This window comes from Enemella dayhoffiae (assembly GCF_002250625.1).
Classification (GTDB): domain Bacteria; phylum Actinomycetota; class Actinomycetes; order Propionibacteriales; family Propionibacteriaceae; genus Enemella; species Enemella dayhoffiae.
In genome coordinates this window covers 1-15,585 of sequence record NZ_NMVQ01000017.1, presented here as the reverse complement: position 1 = coordinate 15,585, position 15,585 = coordinate 1, and the positions used below count along the sequence as shown (strand labels likewise).

14 protein-coding genes and 1 pseudogene are annotated in these 15,585 nt (G+C 70.3%); 8 read left to right on the top strand and 7 right to left on the bottom strand.

The features are described 5' to 3' along the window. Both CGZ93_RS10690 and CGZ93_RS10685 read right to left on the bottom strand, forming a co-directional pair. Positions 1–602, bottom strand: a 602-nt coding sequence (locus CGZ93_RS10690) for a cation transporter (protein ID WP_176451730.1), incomplete at its 3' end; no start/stop codon positions are given. Beyond that, positions 599–1,069, bottom strand: coding sequence for a transporter substrate-binding domain-containing protein (locus CGZ93_RS10685; RefSeq protein ID WP_094364131.1), 471 nt, complete (start codon positions 1,067–1,069; stop codon positions 599–601). The genes CGZ93_RS10690 and CGZ93_RS10685, both read right to left, overlap by 4 nt. Before the next feature lie 94 nt (positions 1,070–1,163). Here CGZ93_RS10685 and CGZ93_RS10680 point away from each other — a divergent pair, with 94 nt between their 5' ends. Next, positions 1,164–2,348 carry a zinc-dependent alcohol dehydrogenase gene (locus CGZ93_RS10680; protein ID WP_094364130.1) on the top strand — a complete coding sequence of 395 codons (1,185 nt, stop codon included), beginning with the start codon at positions 1,164–1,166 and terminating at the stop codon, positions 2,346–2,348. 13 nt (positions 2,349–2,361) lie between these two features. Here CGZ93_RS10680 and CGZ93_RS10675 read toward each other — a convergent pair whose 3' ends face one another. Further along, entirely contained in the window at positions 2,362–3,027 is a 666-nt protein-coding gene (locus CGZ93_RS10675; RefSeq protein ID WP_094364129.1) for a DUF2625 family protein, read from the bottom strand. Then, positions 3,020–3,547 (bottom strand): mycothiol transferase, encoded by a 528-nt coding sequence (locus CGZ93_RS10670; protein ID WP_094364128.1) that lies wholly within the window; start codon positions 3,545–3,547, stop codon positions 3,020–3,022. The genes CGZ93_RS10675 and CGZ93_RS10670 overlap by 8 nt, the downstream gene beginning before the upstream one ends. A 190-nt stretch (positions 3,548–3,737) precedes the next feature. Between CGZ93_RS10670 and CGZ93_RS10665 the strand changes: the two genes are divergently transcribed. Both CGZ93_RS10665 and CGZ93_RS10660 read left to right on the top strand, forming a co-directional pair. Next, positions 3,738–4,583, top strand: a complete 846-nt coding sequence (locus CGZ93_RS10665; protein ID WP_229117366.1) for an SGNH/GDSL hydrolase family protein — start codon at positions 3,738–3,740, stop codon at positions 4,581–4,583. A 70-nt stretch (positions 4,584–4,653) separates the two neighbouring features. After that, entirely contained in the window at positions 4,654–5,970 is a 1,317-nt protein-coding gene (locus CGZ93_RS10660; RefSeq protein ID WP_094364126.1) for an HNH endonuclease signature motif containing protein, read from the top strand. 12 nt (positions 5,971–5,982) lie between these two features. Here CGZ93_RS10660 and ppk2 read toward each other — a convergent pair whose 3' ends face one another. Further along, entirely contained in the window at positions 5,983–6,852 is an 870-nt protein-coding gene (gene ppk2 / locus CGZ93_RS10655) for a polyphosphate kinase 2 (RefSeq protein ID WP_229117365.1), read from the bottom strand. 131 nt (positions 6,853–6,983) lie between these two features. Here ppk2 and CGZ93_RS10650 point away from each other — a divergent pair, with 131 nt between their 5' ends. From CGZ93_RS10650 to CGZ93_RS10635, 4 genes and pseudogenes are all read left to right on the top strand, one after another. After that, positions 6,984–7,664: a glycosyltransferase gene (locus CGZ93_RS10650; protein ID WP_094364125.1), complete on the top strand. Its 681-nt coding sequence runs from the start codon at positions 6,984–6,986 to the stop codon at positions 7,662–7,664. Then, positions 7,661–8,593: an acyl-CoA dehydrogenase family protein gene (locus tag CGZ93_RS10645; RefSeq protein WP_229117364.1), complete on the top strand. Its 933-nt coding sequence runs from the start codon at positions 7,661–7,663 to the stop codon at positions 8,591–8,593. Before CGZ93_RS10650 ends, CGZ93_RS10645 begins: the two co-directional genes overlap by 4 nt. After that, positions 8,593–9,321 carry a PIG-L deacetylase family protein gene (locus CGZ93_RS10640; RefSeq protein ID WP_094364124.1) on the top strand — a complete coding sequence of 243 codons (729 nt, stop codon included), beginning with the start codon at positions 8,593–8,595 and terminating at the stop codon, positions 9,319–9,321. Before CGZ93_RS10645 ends, CGZ93_RS10640 begins: the two co-directional genes overlap by 1 nt. Then, positions 9,318–9,779 (top strand): annotated as a pseudogene (locus CGZ93_RS10635) (class I SAM-dependent DNA methyltransferase); the annotation flags it as partial. The gene CGZ93_RS10640 and the pseudogene CGZ93_RS10635, both read left to right, overlap by 4 nt. A gap of 189 nt (positions 9,780–9,968) precedes the next feature. On the opposite strand, the gene treY reads toward CGZ93_RS10635, so the two are convergent. Next, positions 9,969–12,236, bottom strand: a complete 2,268-nt coding sequence (gene treY, locus CGZ93_RS10630) for a malto-oligosyltrehalose synthase (protein ID WP_094364123.1) — start codon at positions 12,234–12,236, stop codon at positions 9,969–9,971. 43 nt (positions 12,237–12,279) lie between these two features. Next, positions 12,280–14,160, bottom strand: coding sequence for a Na+/H+ antiporter (locus CGZ93_RS10625; RefSeq protein ID WP_094364122.1), 1,881 nt, complete (start codon positions 14,158–14,160; stop codon positions 12,280–12,282). A gap of 726 nt (positions 14,161–14,886) precedes the next feature. Between CGZ93_RS10625 and CGZ93_RS10615 the strand changes: the two genes are divergently transcribed. After that, positions 14,887–15,414: a hypothetical protein gene (locus CGZ93_RS10615; RefSeq protein ID WP_094364120.1), complete on the top strand. Its 528-nt coding sequence runs from the start codon at positions 14,887–14,889 to the stop codon at positions 15,412–15,414. The last annotated feature ends 171 nt before the right edge of the window (positions 15,415–15,585 follow it).

Genomic DNA, 15,585 nt, shown 5'->3' with positions numbered 1-15,585 from the left:
CGCGGTCCTCGGCATCGCCGGCCGCAGCCGGGCTCGGTGGGCTCATGCCCACCAGTGTGTCGGTCATCATGACTCCTCTCGCCCATCCGGGCGGTAGAGCCACTTACACCGTTCCTGCGACAGTCCCTCTTGGCCCGGCCGATGAAGATGTTGGGGATGCCGGTGTAGATGAGCACCGGAATCATCGCCCAGCCCTGCCAGAAGGTGTACCCGAACAGGTGCAGGGTGCCGATGGTGGGGTGCTCGGCCGAGATGAGGGTGCTGGCGGAATCGCCGACGACCAGGGTGCCCATGGCCAGCAGGGCGACCGAGGCGCCCAGGTGGGCGGCGCCGATCGTGCGGTGCTGACCGTAGGGTCGCTCCCGATCCGGGCGCCTGGACACGAAGCGCGTCGCGATCAGGAAGACCAGGGGAGGTAGCAGCGAGAGCAGGTCCTCGACCCAGGCCGCTTTCATGGCCTGGGAGCTGCCCATCACCAGCACCACCAGCACCACCGCACTGGTGACGTAGGCCAGCGAGATGACTTCGAGGCGCGTCGCCCGCCGCAGGGCCCGCTCCTGATCACCGGGCAGGTCGGTGCGACCGAATCTGGGGGTGGTCATCGCAGCGCTCCACGGGACCGGTCGAGGTGGCGCTCCAGCTCGGAGAGCAGCCGGTTCTCACCGAGCCGGACCGCCATCACGTGCCGCTCGGTCTTGCCCTCGGGGTCGACGGAGCGGGCGTACGCCCGGGTGCTGCCGACCTTGTTGGACCATTTGTTGGCCGTGGTCAGACCACCCACCAGCACGTCGACCTCGCCGCGTTCCATCCGCTTGATCAGGGGTTCCTCACCCCCGACGACGGTCTCCAGGACGGCGCCCTGGACGGTGGCGAAGGAACGGACGAGATCGACCTCGGTGCCGCCCACACGGTTTCCCTCGACCGTGGTCCACGGGGGGTTGGGGGAGACCCCGAGTCGCAGCACGCGCTCGCTGCGGATCCGTTCCAGGGTGTGCTCGGGGTCGCGCGGAATGGCCGAGCATCCGGCCAGCGTCAGGGTCGCGACCAGCAGTGCGATCAGGCTCTTCATGCCAGGACCCCCTCCAGGGGCAGCCAAACAGGCCGCTGTCGCCAGTTTAGCGCTGTGTCGATATGGTGATCCGGTTGCCGACCCGGGAGGAACCATGAAGGCCGTGACGTGGCAGGGCAAGAACAAGGTCGAGGTGCGCGAGGTCCCCGACCCGCAGCTCCAAGAACCGACCGACGCGGTGGTACGCGTCACCTCGACCGCGATCTGCGGATCGGATCTCCATCTCTACGGGCCGCTCGCGGCCTATCTGGACAAGGGCGACATCCTCGGGCACGAGGCCATCGGCATCGTCGAACAGGTCGGCGCCGAGGTAACCAACCTGAAGGTCGGCGATCGGGTCGTGGTGCCGTTCAACATCTCCTGTGGGCACTGCTGGATGTGCCGACGCGGGCTGCAGTCCCAGTGCGAGACGACCCAGGTCGTCGAACAGGAGTGTGGGGCGGCGCTGTTCGGTTACACGCGGCTCTATGGGTCGGTGCCCGGCGGGCAGGCCGAGCTGTTGCGGGTGCCGCAGGCGCAGTACGGTCCGGTGGTGGTGCCGGCCGAGGGGCCCGACGAGCGCTATCTCTATCTCTCCGACATCCTGCCCACGGCCTGGCAGGGCGTGCACTATGCAGGCGGGAGGGAGTGTGCGTCGCTGGTGGTCGTCGGGCTGGGACCGGTCGGCCAGCTCGCCGCCCGGTGTGCGCGGGTACAGGGGATCGAGCGGGTGATCGGGATCGACCTGGTGCCAGAGCGGCTGGCCGCGGCCCGGGCGTACGGGGTCGAGGTGCTGGACCTGCGCGAGGTGGACGACCCGGTGACCGCGGTGCGCGACCTCACCGACGGCCGCGGTGCCGACGGGGTGGTCGACGCGGTCGGCATGGAGGCGCACGGGAGCCCTGTCGCCGAGCGGGTGATCCGGGCGGTGAGCAGCCTGCCCGGTCCGCTGGCCCGCTTCGCCAACGAGACGATGGGCATCGACCGGCTCGCGGCGTTGCACCTGGCGTTGCGGCTGCCGAGGCGCGGTGGCACGGTGTCGCTGTCGGGCGTCTATGGGGGTGCCCTTGACCCGATGCCGATGATGCAGTTGTTCGACCGGCAGCTGACGTTGCGGATGGGTCAGGCGAACGTCCGGCGGTGGACCGATGAGCTCATGGGGCTGGTCGGTGACGACCGGCTGGGGCTGGAGCAGCTGGCCACGCACCGGTTGCCGCTGGAGAGCGCGCCCGAGGCGTACGAGATGTTCCAGGAGAAGCGCGACGGGTGTCTGAAGGTGGTCCTCGACCCGACGGGCTGAGCATGGTGGGGCCTCAGCGGCGCCACGTCTCGGGATCGAGCGGGTAGGCCGGACCTCCGACCTGGGCCGCGGTGTCGGCGTAGACGCTGATCAGCTCGATGAACGGGATCACCGCCACGCTGACGCGGCCCCGGTCGCGCCCTTCGGGAGTGAAGGGTGGTGGGTGGAGGTGCACGCCCTGGTCCAGGCGTACCCGGCTGAGCGTCTGCCGCCAACCCGGCCAGCGCACGTGGGTGTAGAAGTCGTCGACTCCGTCGCTGGCCACCCATGCGGCCCACTCGGTGTGGGTGAGACCGAGGTCGCGCCAGGCGAGGGTGTCCGGGGCCCAGTGGCAGACGTGGCCCGGCGCGGCGTCGGGGATGGAGCCGCCGTTGACCGCGAAGACTCCCGCCAGGACGTCGACCGCAACCACGAACGGGGCAGTGGGGGATTCGGCTGGTGACTGGTTGGCGCGGTGCAGGCCCGGCAGACCCGGTACGCCGGCACCGAGCAGCCGGAGCCACCCGCCGTCGACCAGGACCGCGCCACAGTGCTGGGCGAAGGCACCGATCGAGCTGTCTGGGGTGATTCCCTGGCTGTGCAAGGATGCGGAGGCCGAGGTGTCAGTGGCGCCCATCACCAGAACGTCACCGCCGGCCGCCAGTGCCGCGGAGCGCCACTCGGTCCAGAAGTCAGTCAAGACTGGCGCTCAGCATCCCGCGCAGATAGGCGGCGGCGCCGAGGTGCTGGGTGACGTCGTTGACGATGGACACCAGTCGCGCCCCGTGGGTGACGGGCGGGTCCCAGTCGCGGTCGACGATCGTGGCGAGGGTCGGCTCGTCGACGGTGGCGCAGTGGGCGACCAGTTCGCTGCAGCACTCCCGCAGGTACGCCTCGAGGTCGGCCACGGGCGCACTGACCCGGGCCGCGTCGGCCGGGTCCTGGGCGTACCCGATCTCGGCCAGGCCGAGGCGGTCGTCGGGCAGCGGGATGGCCAGCCGGGGTTTCCACTGCTGCCACAGCTGGGTGCCGCCGATGAGGCCGTGCAGCTGCTGGTCTATGCAGCGGGCGCTGTGCCAGAGCAGCCAGCAGATGCTGTTGGTGCCCGGGGCGGGGACTCGTTCGGCGGTCTGCTGGTCGAGGCCGTCGGCGACACCGTCCAGGGTGTCGGTCAGGCGACCGGCCAGGTCCTTCAGGATCGTGTTCAGCACTGCGCTCATTGGGCCATCATGACAGGCGGGCGGGGGAGGTTGTGCGGAGGGGTGCGGCTGCTCGGCGACTGAAGCCGGCGGGGAAGCGTCGTGCGACGTTCACCTCGATGTTGGACTGCGCTTGCCCGGGTGTGGTTCAACGAGGAGGGTGCGGACACGAATGCTTGGGGTTTCGCTGTGGCTGGGGGGAACGCTGGGCGTGCTCCTGGTGGGACACCTGGGCGGGCGAGAGCTGCTGCGGAGACAGGCGGCCGCGGCACGTCGGCTGATCGGGGACCCCTTCGGCGAGGACGCCCCGGCGGCCGACAAGATCTACAAGAAGAAGTTTCCCGGGCGGATCGAGCTGCTGGTGGTCGGCGACTCGATCGCTGCCGGGTTGGGGGCCGACCGGCCCAAGGACACCTTCGGTGCTCGCCTGGCCAAGGAGGTTGCCAAGAAGACCGAGACCGCGGTCAGGTTACGGACGGTGGCCGTGGTCGGCGCCGAGAGCAGCATGCTCGACGAGCAACTGGACGTGCTGGAGAGTGGATATCGACCGGATGTGGCCGTGGTGATCGTGGGTGGCAACGACGTGACCCATCGGGTGCCGGTCTCGGTGTCGGTGAGGCACCTGGGGGAGGCCGTGGATCGGCTGCACGGCCTGGGAGGTCGGGTGGTGGTCGGGACCTGCCCGGATCTGGGCACCATCCGGCCGGTGCCGCAGCCGCTCCGTACGCTGGGGCGACGGCGTAGCCGCCAACTCGCCAGGGCACAACGCCGGGTGGTGTTGGAGAAGGGGGCGCGGGCGGTCTCGCTGTCCCGGGTGGTGGGCCCGTTCTTCATCAGCAACCCGGACGAGATGTTCAGCCTGGATCGCTTTCATCCCTCGTCGGCGGGGTATCGGCGTACCGCCAAGGCGATCATGCCGTCGGTGCTGGCGGCGCTCGGGGTGACCCAGGAGGTCCCACTCGGTCACTTCGAGCCGGTGCTCGCCGCAGCGGCGGCTGTCGAGGAGGCGGGTGAGGAGCTGGCAGACGCCGTGGGTCAGGCTGTGGACAAGTCGTAGTTGTGGAGAACTATCCACAGGAGGGCCGCGTGCGGTGCACGATTCAGGAAAGAGCCCGCATAGTGTCTTCGTGACCACGGTTGAGCCGCTCGACACCCAACAGGCTGCGCAGATGATCTGCGCACTGCTCGGGCGGATCGACCATGCCGGGCGGGAGGCGTACACCCCCGACGAATGGGTGGCCGTGCTGACCCGTGTGCGCGAGGTGGCGCGGCGGGTGGAAGCGCTGGACCGGATCCTGATCGCCGAGTGCGACTCGGTCGGCGCGACCCTGCGCAGCGCGGGTACGCCGACCAGCAGCTGGCTGGTGCTGACCGACCAGACACTGGTGCGCGGAGAGGCCCAGGGAAAAATCTATTCGGGACGGGACCTGCTGGCGGGCTCGGCCATCCGCGATGCGGCACTCGCCGGCGAGTTGTCGCCCAGGCAGGCGCGGCTCGTGGGCCAGGCCATGGACCAGTTGCCGCACACCCTGTCCGAGGAACAGGTGCTCGCCGCCGAACGAGACTTCGTCGAACACGCGCCGGAGCTGGAGGTGACCCAGCTCGGGCGAGCGGTCCGGGAAACCCTGGAACGGATCGCCCCCGAGCACCTGCCCAGTGATGAGAGCGAGCAGAAGCGGCTGGCCGCGCAGACACGGCGGGCTCGCGCACGTCGGCACCTTCGGTTCGTGCCTGATGGGGATGGCGGGGTGCACGTTCGGGGAAACCTGCCGGCGCTGGACATCGCTCCGCTGCGGGCGGCGATCGATGCCATCGTTGAATCGGAACGCCGGCAGAGCCGTGGCGTCACGCAGGTCGACGAGGTGCAGCTCACCCCAGACCAACGACGCGCGGACGCGCTCGTCACGCTGACGACCAGGGGATGGGGGTCGGGCGGGCAGCAGATCCCTCGTGTGGCCGCCGAGCGGCCGCGGGTGGTCGTGCTGATGAACGAGGCCGACCTGCGGAAACGCGCGGAGCCAGTTGGTGCGCTGGTCGATGGCACCGAGGTGTCCGCGGGCGATCTGCGTCGGCTGTGCTGTGACGCCGACCTGCTGCCGGTGGTGCTGGGCAGCCAGTCGGAACCGCTGGATGTCGGGTTGACGAGCCGGCTGGTCACCCCTTCCATCCGACGGGCGCTGACGTTGCGCGACAAGGGATGTGTGTTTCCGGGCTGTGATGCGCCGGATGCGCGATGCGAGGCGCACCACATCATTCCTTGGTACGCCGGGGGAGAAACCTCGATGAACAACCTGTGCCTGGTGTGCAGTCACCACCATCGGCTGGTGGAGCCCTCGCGGTTCTGGGCCACGGCGGAGTCAGACCGGTGGGGGGTCAAGATGATCCGCGGGCGACCCGTGGTCATCCCGCCTCGACGATTCTCGGTGCCACAGAAGTCGGCCTGACCTGCCGACTGCTCAGGCTTCGCGCGCTGAGGTGCGCCTGGTCGCGGTCTCAGGGGCGTGTTTCTGTTCCACAACGGCCGCGTGGTCAGGCACTTCATGCTGCAGCGTGCGCTCCATGCGCTGGTAGCCGGTCGAGGGTGGGCGCTTCGGCAACCTCAGTTCCGGCTGCTCGGTCGCGGTCCAGGGGATGCTCTCGAGCAGGTGGGCGATCATGTTGATCCGGGCGCGGCGCTTGTCCTCCGACTCGACCACGTTCCACGGCGCCTCGGGGATGTCGGTGTGCACGAGCATCTCGTCCTTGGCCCTCGAGTAGTCCTCCCAACGGGTCAGCGATTCGAGATCGGTGGGGGACAGCTTCCAGCGTCGCATCGGGTCGGTGAGCCGGGACTTGAACCGCTTCTCCTGCTCCTTGTCCGACACCGAGAACCAGTACTTCCGCAGCAGGATCCCGTCCTCCACGAGGAGGCGCTCGAAGATGGGGCACTGGTGCAGGAAGCGGCGGTATTCCTCTGCGGTGCAGTAGCCCATCACCCGCTCCACTCCAGCCCGGTTGTACCAGGAGCGGTCGAACAGCACGATCTCTCCTGCGGCGGGGAGGTTCTCGACGTACCGCTGGAAGTACCACTGGGTGCGCTGGCGCTCGGTCGGCGTGGGGAGCGCCACGATGGAGGCGATCCGCGGGTTGAGGTATTCGGTCACCCGCTTGATCGCCCCGCCCTTGCCGGCGGCGTCGCGACCCTCGAACACGATCACCACGCGCTGTCCGGTGGCCTTGACCCATTCCTGCATCTGCACGAGTTCCCCCTGCAACCGGAACAGCTCGCTCTCGTAGAGCGCCTTGTCCATCCGTTTCGAGCGGGTCTTCGTCTCCTTCTTCGCCATGGAGTCAGCCTATGCCCGGGTCCGCCCGAGCGATCCGCGACATGGTTCAGCGACAGGATCAGCGGGTATCCAAAGAGTCGGCACGCTCGCCGGAGGCGTGCGCCAGTCATGGGTCACCGGAAGGCGGTCGAATGCAGGTCTCGGAGATCGTCGTCGTGGTGCCGGCCCATGACGAGGAGGAGCTGATCGGCTACTGCCTGGCCGCGCTGCGCCGGGCCGTGGACGCGGTCGGTGTCCCGGTGCGGGTCCGGGTGGTCCTGGACGACTGCCGGGACGCCACCGCTCGGCTGCTGCCGACCTGGGTGGAGCCGGTGCTGTGCTCGGTGCGCAATGTCGGCAGGGCCCGCGCCCTCGGCTTCACCGGGCTCAGGACCCACCCGCGCGCATGGTTCGCCACCACCGACGCCGATTCCGAGGTGCCGATCGACTGGTTGCTCGCCCAGCTCGACTCCGGCCGCGACCACGACGTGTTCGTCGGAACCGTTCGGGTGACCGACTGGCACCGACGAGCGGGAGGGACGGCCGACCGGTACGCAGCGAACTACCACCCCGTCGTCGGCCACGAACACGTGCACGGGGCGAACCTCGGGATCAGCGCCCGGGCCTATCACAGGCTCGGGGGCTTCGAACCCCGGAGCCTGCGCGAGGACGTGGCACTGGTCGCAGCGGCCGAGAAGGTGGGGTTGTCGATCGACCGGTCCGCGGCGGCACCGGTGGTCACCTCCGCACGGCGCTCGGCCCGGACCCCTGGCGGATTCGCGGCCACGCTGGATCGACTCGAGGCCCAGCTCGGGGTGGGGGAGCTGCTTTGAACCAGATCGCAGAACAGGTCCGCTCCCTCCTGCCGGAGGCAAACGAGGTACCTCTGCCCGGCTCGGGGCGGACCGCCGAACGCTGGGCCTGGCTGACCCGGATGACCAAGACCGACGTGGTGCTGGGGCGAATGCTCGAGGCCCACGTCGACGCCCGGGCCATCCTCACCGAGCTGCAGAGCACTCTGGAAGGACCCGAGCAGTGGTGGGGCGTCTGGGCCGCCGAGGCGCCGACGGCGATCGTGCTCGCCGAGCCGGTCGGGGATGGTGGCTTCAGGGTGCGCGGAACCAAGGCGTGGTGTTCGGGTGCAGGCCTGTGCACCCACGCCCTGGTCACGGTGCGCGCCGCGGACAACCCGGAGCGAAGACTCCTGGTGGCGGTCGACCTGGGGCATCCGGGCGTACGCCCCCGGACGGGCTCCTGGACGAACGCTGGGATGGCACGCTCGGCCACCTCGAGTGTCGACTTCGACGCCGTCCCCGCCACCCTCGTCGGCGACGGCGACGACTATCTGGAACGCGCCGGATTCTGGCACGGCGGCGCCGGCGTGGCCGCCTGCTGGTTGGGCGGTGCCCTGGCCGTCGCGGACGCGTTCGGCAGGTCAGCCCGGCGCGATCCGCACACCCTGGCCCATCGCGGCGCGGTGGATGCCGCGCTCAGTGGGGCCGAGTGGGCCATGACCGCGGCCGCGGCGGAGCTCGAGGCAGACCCCACGGACCTCCCGGCAGCCCGGATCCGTGCGCTGCGGTTGCGCGCCATCGTCGAGTCGGCGGCGGCGCTCACCCTGGACCGGGTGGGCAGGGCGCTGGGGCCGGGGCCGTTGACCCAGGACCAGCAGCACACGACCGCCGTCGCCGACCTGACCGTCTACGTGCGTCAGAGCCACGCCGAGCGGGACCTGGCCGCGCTGGCCGGGCTGCTGCCCTGATGGAGACCGCACTCGGCGTCGTCTCCGACGACCATCCCGGTACGCCGGAATCGGTCTGGAGGCCGTGGCGCACGGCGCTTCCCGAACTGGAGCGGGCCCACTGGCGGCGGGTGGTGGCGGTGGCCCCGCACCCGGACGACGAGGTGCTGGGCATCGGTGGACTGCTGCACCGGCTGCGGCGCGGCGGCGTCTCCGTCACGGTCCTGGCGGTGACAGACGGCACCGGCGCCGGGGTGCTGGCCGACGGGCAGCGCGATCTGGCCGCGGTGCGGCGACGTGAGTCCTTTCTCGCCTGCGCCGAGCTGGGCCTGGCCGAGCCGATCCGGCTCGGGCTGGTCGACACCGCGGTCGCCAGCGAGGAATCGCGGTTGGTCGAAGAACTGGAGCGGTTCTTGACGGAGGGGGACACCTGCCTGGCCAGCTGGCGTGGTGACGGTCACGCCGATCACGAGGCCAGCGGGCGGGCCGCGGCTGCCGCCTGTGCCCGGACCGGCGCCCGGCTGGTGGAGTATCCGGTGTGGATGTGGCACTGGGCCCGCCCCGATGATCCGCGGGTCCCGGTGTCGCGCGCCCGTCGGGTGAATCTGTCCCCGGCGCTGCAGCAACGCAAGCGCCGGGCGGTGCAGCACTTCGCCAGTCAGCTGACGGTTCCGCCGGGCGGCTCCGCGGTGATCACGCAGCCCGTGCTGGCCCGACTGTTGGGCTCGGAAGAGGTGGTGTTGACGTGAGTGAGGACCAGTCCGCCCGGCTGGACGACTACTTCGCCGAGCAGTACGCCGGAGCCGAGGACCCCTGGGGTTTCACCAGCCGCTGGTACGAACGCCGCAAGTACGCGCTCACCCTCGCCGCCCTGCCCCGGGCTCGCTACCGGAGTGCCTTCGAACCGGGGTGTTCGATCGGCGTGCTCACCGCCGGTCTGGCGGAGCGGTGCGACCGATTGCTGTCGGTGGATCTGGTGCCGCAGGCGGTGGCTCGCGCCCGCGCCCGGGTGCCGGCACCCCACGTGCGGCTGGCGGTGGGTGACCTGCGCGACCCGTGGCCCGACGAGCGGTTCGATCTGGTGGTGCTCAGCGAGGTCGCCTACTACCTCCAGGAGGAGGAGGTCGAGAGGCTGGCGCAGCGAGCCCGGGCCGCGCTCACCGACGACGGTCACCTGGTCACGGTGCACTGGCGCCACCCGGTCGCGGAGCACCGGCTCAGCGGTGACCGGGCCGACGCGCTGCTTCGGCACCACCTCGGCCTGACCTTGCTGGCTGAATACCGTGACGATGACTTCGTGATGACCGTGCAGGGCCGCCAGCCCGTTTCGGTGGCCCGGGCCGAGGGCCTGGTCGCCGACGCCACGCAGCACCCGAGACCGGCCCGGACCAACCCGTCAGGCCCTGACCAGCAGCGCCACCGGGTAGTGGTGGAACACCTCCCGCACCGCCACGACCCCCTCGTGCTCGGCCCCGGTGAGCACGTCCCGCCACCGACCGTCGAGCGTGATCGTGGTGTCCCCCCACCCGTCGTGGCCGGTGCTTAGGGCGTACGGCAGTCGCGTCGCCAAGGTGATCGCTCCACCGCGGTCGAACCCCAGCAGGTGATGTCCCGCCGGCCCGTCGGCCATGACCGGTGCGTAGGAGCCGAAAAGCTCCGGGTGTGCGTGCCGCAACTGCAGCGCCTTGTGAACCACCCAGAACTTGGCCCGTCCCGACTCGTCGACCACGGGCGGCTCGGTGAGCCTGAGCAGATCCCGACGCTGCGCGAAGTCCACCCGCCGCCGGTTGTCCGGATCGACCAGCGAGTCCTCCCACAGTTCCGTGCCCTGGTAGACATCCGGCACCCCGGGCATGGTCAGCTGCACCAGCTTCTGGCCCAGCGAGTTGGACCACCCCGGCTGCTGGACCTGGCTGAGCAGGCGGTGCAGTGCGTCATTGAGGTTCTCGTCGTCGTACGCCCGGTCGACCGCCGCGTGCACGGTCGCCTCGAACTCATCGTCCGGCTCGGTCCAGGTGGTGCCGGTGGACGCCTCACGCATGGCCTTTTCGGCGTACGCGTGCATCCGGTCGCGCTCGATCAGGCCCACGCCGGCGAAGGTCTGCGCCAGCAGGGAGGCGAAGGCCCGGTCGGGTATCTCGCTCTGGTCGATGAACGACTGCACCCAACGCCGCCCCAGCTCACCGACCTCGGTCAACACCGCCATCCGGGCGCGCACATCCTCGCCCCGCTTGGTGTCGTGGGTGGACAGCGCGGTCATCGACTCCGGCTGGCGGCGCTGCCGATCGGCCATCGCCTCGTGGAAGTCCGCGACTGACAGCCCGAAGCGGGCCGGATCCCCGCCCACCTCGTTCAACGCCACAAAACGCGTGTAGCGGTAGTAGGCGGTGTCTTCCACGCCCTTGGCCATCACCGCACCCGTGAACTGCTGGAAGCGGCGGCACAGCTCGCTGTCGGGATCGGTCAGCACCGGCAGCAGGTCAGCCACAATCCCTTCCAGCGAAGGATCTGCGGCGATCGCCTCGCTGATCGCGTGGTCCAGGTGATCACGTCCCACCGGGAGGTAGGACCGGTACACGGGCAGGTGGGCGGTGATCGCGACCAGCGCGGCGCGTACCCGGTCACCCGGCAGGTCGGGCACCAGGGCCGCCAGCCGGTGCAGCTCAGCCGGCAGCAGCACGGTCGCCGCCATTTCCTTGCCCTGCAGAACATGCGCGGCCAGGTCACGCTCGTCACCGACCACGGTGCGGTAGAAGTCGGTGAACCGGCCCTCCGCCTCGGTGTCGACGAACACCTGGTTCACCTCGGTCATCGCGTCATAGCCGGTGGTGCCCTCGATCGGCCACTGCTCGGGCAGTCGTTCTCCGGGCTCCAGGATCTTCTCGGCCACGATCCACACGTCGTTGGCAGCATCCCGCAGCCGCTGCAGGTAGCCACCCGGGTCCACCAGGCCATCCGGGTGGTCGATCCGGAGCCCGTTGATCCCGTCCTCGCGGACCCAGCGCAGCACCCGCTCGTGGGTGGCGTCGAACACCGCCGGGTCCTCCACGCGTACGCCGGCCAGCGTCGTCACCGCGAAGAAGCGGCGGTAGTTCAACTCGGTGCTGCCGGTGCTCCAGTGCGCCAGCCGGTAGTGCTGACGGCCGAGCACGTCGGCAACGGAGTCCCCCTCGCGCCGGCTTCCCGGCGCCAACGGGAACCGGTGCTCGTGGTAGCGCACCTCGTCGTCCACCAGCTGCACCGCGTCCAGCCCGTCATCACCCAGCACCGGCACCAGGATCGGAGCCCGCTCCCAGTCCAGGTCGAACCAGGCGGCGTACGCCGAGTCCCGGCCGTGCTGCAGGACGTCCCACCAGGCGGGGTTCTCCGCCACGGCAGAGATTCCGAGGTGGTTCGGCACGATGTCCACGACCACCTTCAACCCCTGTCGGCGGCACCCGTCGATCAGGGCGCGCCAGCCCTCCTCGCCGCCGCGCTCGGGGTCGATGCGGGTCGGGTCGGTCGTGTCGTAGCCGTGGTCGGAGCCGCTGGTGGCGGTCAGGATCGGCGACAGATAAACGGCATCGACGCCCAGGTCGGCCAGGTAGTCGGTCAGTTCGGCCGCGTCGGCCAGGGTCAGGGAGGAACGGATCTGCAGTCGGTAGGTCGAGACCGGTGTACTCACCGGACCCACCCTAGCCCCGAGCCAGGTGCCCGGCGGAGGCCGTTCAGCCGCCGAGGACCTCGTCCAGGTAGCACCAACGCCAGGATTCCCCCGGTTCCACCGACCGCATCACCGGATGTCCGGTCTGCCGGAAATGCCGCTCCGAGTGTCGTCCCTCCGAGGAATCGCAGCAGCCGACGGTGCCGCAGCTCAGGCACATCCGCAGGTGCACCGGTTCGGTCCCCTCGATGCGGCAGTCGTGGCACTCCAGTCCGTGACCGGCCTCGCTCGGCGGGACCAGCCCGGGCGCGTGGGCCAGGTGCTCGCAGGGTGCCTCGGCCAGGGCCGGAGCCAACGGCTTCGCCGCGGAGACCTGCTGCTGCTCGCGCTCGTCGATCCTGACCAGCATCGACTCCTCCATGTCGAGCGCGGCCAGCACCCGCGCCAGCACCTCCTGGTCCGCCTGGCCCCCGGAGCGCAGCTCCAGCACCGCGGCCCGCTCGGCGCCCAGGGCGACCAGCCGCAGGCGCCGGTAGGCGTCGGAGGGCGTGGCCACCTCCTCGACCGATCGGCCGAGCCGCTCCCAGGCCGCGTTGACCCGGTTCGCGTACCCCTCCTCCAGGCGATTCAAAGCGCCCTTGTCGCTGGGCCCGGCCCCCTCATGGGCCGCGGTCAGTCCCTTCTGCATCACGGCCTGCAACACTGTTGCCTCCTGCAGCGCGTCCTCCCGCGGGTCGGGTCCGTGTACGCCGAGGCGACGGGCCAGTGCGGGCAGGGTCAGCCCCTGCAGCACCAGCGTGCCGATGGTCGTGGTCAGCGCCACCAGGATCAGCGTCGCCCGCATCGGGGTGCCGACCGGCAGGGTGAGCGCGGCCGCCAGCGTGACCACGCCGCGCATCCCGGCCCAGGCGGTGACCATGGACTCCTGCCAGCTGAAGCGGGACTCGCGGCCGCGCCGCCGGGCGGGGATCAGCCACAGCCGACTGAACCCGATCCACACCACCCGGAGCGCGATCACCGTGGCCAGCACGGCGCCGCAGATCCCGACCAGCCGGCCGGGGGAGGACTCGGTCAGGCCGTCGGTGACGATCCGGTGCACCTGCAGTCCGACCAGCAGGAACACGGAGTTCTCCAGCAGGAACTGGATCGTGGCCCAGTTCAGTCGCTGCACCAGTCGGCCCTGCGCGGTCTGGGTGCGTTGGCTGTGGTGGCCGATGAACAACCCGGCGACGACCACGGCGAGCACCCCGGAGGCGTGGAGCTCTTCCGCCGGGGCGTACGCCAGGAACGGCACCAGGAAGGTGAGGATGGTCGTCACCAGCGGATCGGAGATCCGGCGGAACACCATCGACCCGAGCTTGGCCACCACCAGCCCGACCAGGATCGCCAGTCCGACCGCCTTGGCGAAGTCCAGGCCGACGGCGACCGCCGAGACCGGGGCGGCGAGCGCGGCCACCGCGGAGCGCAGCGACACCAGCGCCGTGGCGTCGTTGACCAGGGACTCACCCTCGAGCACGGTCACCACCCGTCGCGGAAGCCCGATCTGGCGGGCCACCGCGGTGGCGGCGACGGCATCCGGGGGAGCGACCACGGCGCCGATCGCGAAGGCGGCCGCGAACGGTACGCCGAGCACCCGCCACACCACCAGACCGACCCCGACGGCGGTGAACAGCACCAGCCCCACCGACAGCCAGCCGATCGAGGACAGGTTGTCCCGGAAGTCGACCAACGAGGTGTTGACCGCGGCGGCGTACAGCAGGGGCGGCAGGATCCCGACCAGCACCAACTCCGGGGAGAGGGTCGGCTCGTGGACGAACGGCAGGTAGGAGCCGAGCACGCCGATCGCCAGCAGCACCAGCGGCCCCTGGATCCGCAGCCGCCGGGCCAACAGAGTGCCGCCGAGCACCGTGACCGCGAACAGGGTGAGACCGATCACTACCTCCACGGCCCGAGTCTGGCACAGCCAGGAGCTTCCAGTTGTGGCTTCTCCCGGTGTCCGGTCCACTGGGTCGGGGAGGTGGCCGTTGTGGGTGGGCGACTCGGCGCGGTGATCGCGCTGGCTGCGTTGGTGGGCGCGTCGTTGGTCGGGATCGTGGGCGCGCAGGCGGCCGTTCCACAGGGCTGCGATCGTGCCACCGACCAGATCCGAGCCGTCACCATCAACGCGAAGTCGCTGCCGCTGATGTCGGCGGACAAGGTGAGCGCCGACGTGACTAGGGCCAGCCGGATCGGCGGCGATGTGCTGATGTGGCAGAGATCTCCCCGGACTACTACAAGAGGAACGTCCGCGAGCTCCGGATCGAGGACCCGGGGCGTGGGCGATGGCGGCACTTCCACACAGACCTGGCAGATCCGATCTCTGTACGCCTGGGCGGTGACTCGCGCTGGGAGTGCGTCTCGGAGGGGCGGCAGCTGATGCACGACGGGCTGGCCGGGGTCAGTCCGAACCGCTACATCACCTGGGTCGTGCTCAACGATCGCACCAGCGGCCGGAAGACCGTGTTCATGAACACGCACATGGTGCCGGCGCCTGGAACGGCGAATACAACGAGGGTGACCCCTGGCGCCAGGAGCAATGGCTGTTGCATCACCGCAGGCAGGCGGCGAAGATCGCCGAATTCGTGGGACGTGACCTATCGGTCGTCTATGGCGGTGACTCAACCGGCAAAAGGTGGCGAAGTTCGGCCCCAGCGACCAGCAGCTGATCACGTCCGGCATCGACCGGATGGGCGTGGTCCTGGCCAAGGCGGACAGGCTGGAACGGGTCCGTGCCCGCGACACCGTGACCGGTTCCAACTCCGACCACAACGCCAAGTACCTCGACGTGTCCGTGTCCGGCTGTCGTCCCGGTCGAAACCAGGTGACGCAGCCGCCCACGACGAGGCCGCCGGCGACGCCGCCGACCACGAGGCCGCAGCCCCCCAGCAGCCCCTCGACGTCGCGGGCCGCGACGGTCAAGCCCTCGCCCGCGCCTCCGCCGCCGACCCAGCGCATGACCACCGGGCCGGGTCCGGTGGAGACGGTGACCCCGCCTGCCGTCCAGCCCAGCGCGAACGGAACCACGAGTGGGGTCGAGACCGCGGAGGGTGAGGCGACTGCGCGTGGGGCCGGCGCCCCGACCGCCGACGACCCGGGAAGCGCCAGCGGATCGTCCGGGCAGCCGGAGTCCACCGGGGGCCTGGCCAGCACCGGAGGCTGAACGTCGGATCGGCAACCCGATTCGCAATCGAGCGACGCCCCGATCGTGGTGCCTCATAGTCAAGTCCCCGCGTGGTGGGGGGCTGTGCCTCACATAGTTTTCCCCGCGAGAGTGGGGGTCAGCTGGCGCGGATTTTGAGGCCGGCGGGGTCGGGTGGGGTCCAGGTGATCT

Coding starts and splice junctions, on each gene's coding strand:
- CGZ93_RS10685 (WP_094364131.1), bottom strand. CDS start 1,069: ATGAAGAGCCTGATCGCACTGCTGGTCGCGACCCTGACGCTGGCCGGA.
- CGZ93_RS10670 (WP_094364128.1), bottom strand. CDS start 3,547: ATGAGCGCAGTGCTGAACACGATCCTGAAGGACCTGGCCGGTCGCCTG.
- ppk2 (WP_229117365.1), bottom strand. CDS start 6,852: ATGGCGAAGAAGGAGACGAAGACCCGCTCGAAACGGATGGACAAGGCG.
- CGZ93_RS10680 (WP_094364130.1), top strand. CDS start 1,164: ATGAAGGCCGTGACGTGGCAGGGCAAGAACAAGGTCGAGGTGCGCGAG.
- CGZ93_RS10640 (WP_094364124.1), top strand. CDS start 8,593: ATGGAGACCGCACTCGGCGTCGTCTCCGACGACCATCCCGGTACGCCG.
- CGZ93_RS10650 (WP_094364125.1), top strand. CDS start 6,984: ATGCAGGTCTCGGAGATCGTCGTCGTGGTGCCGGCCCATGACGAGGAG.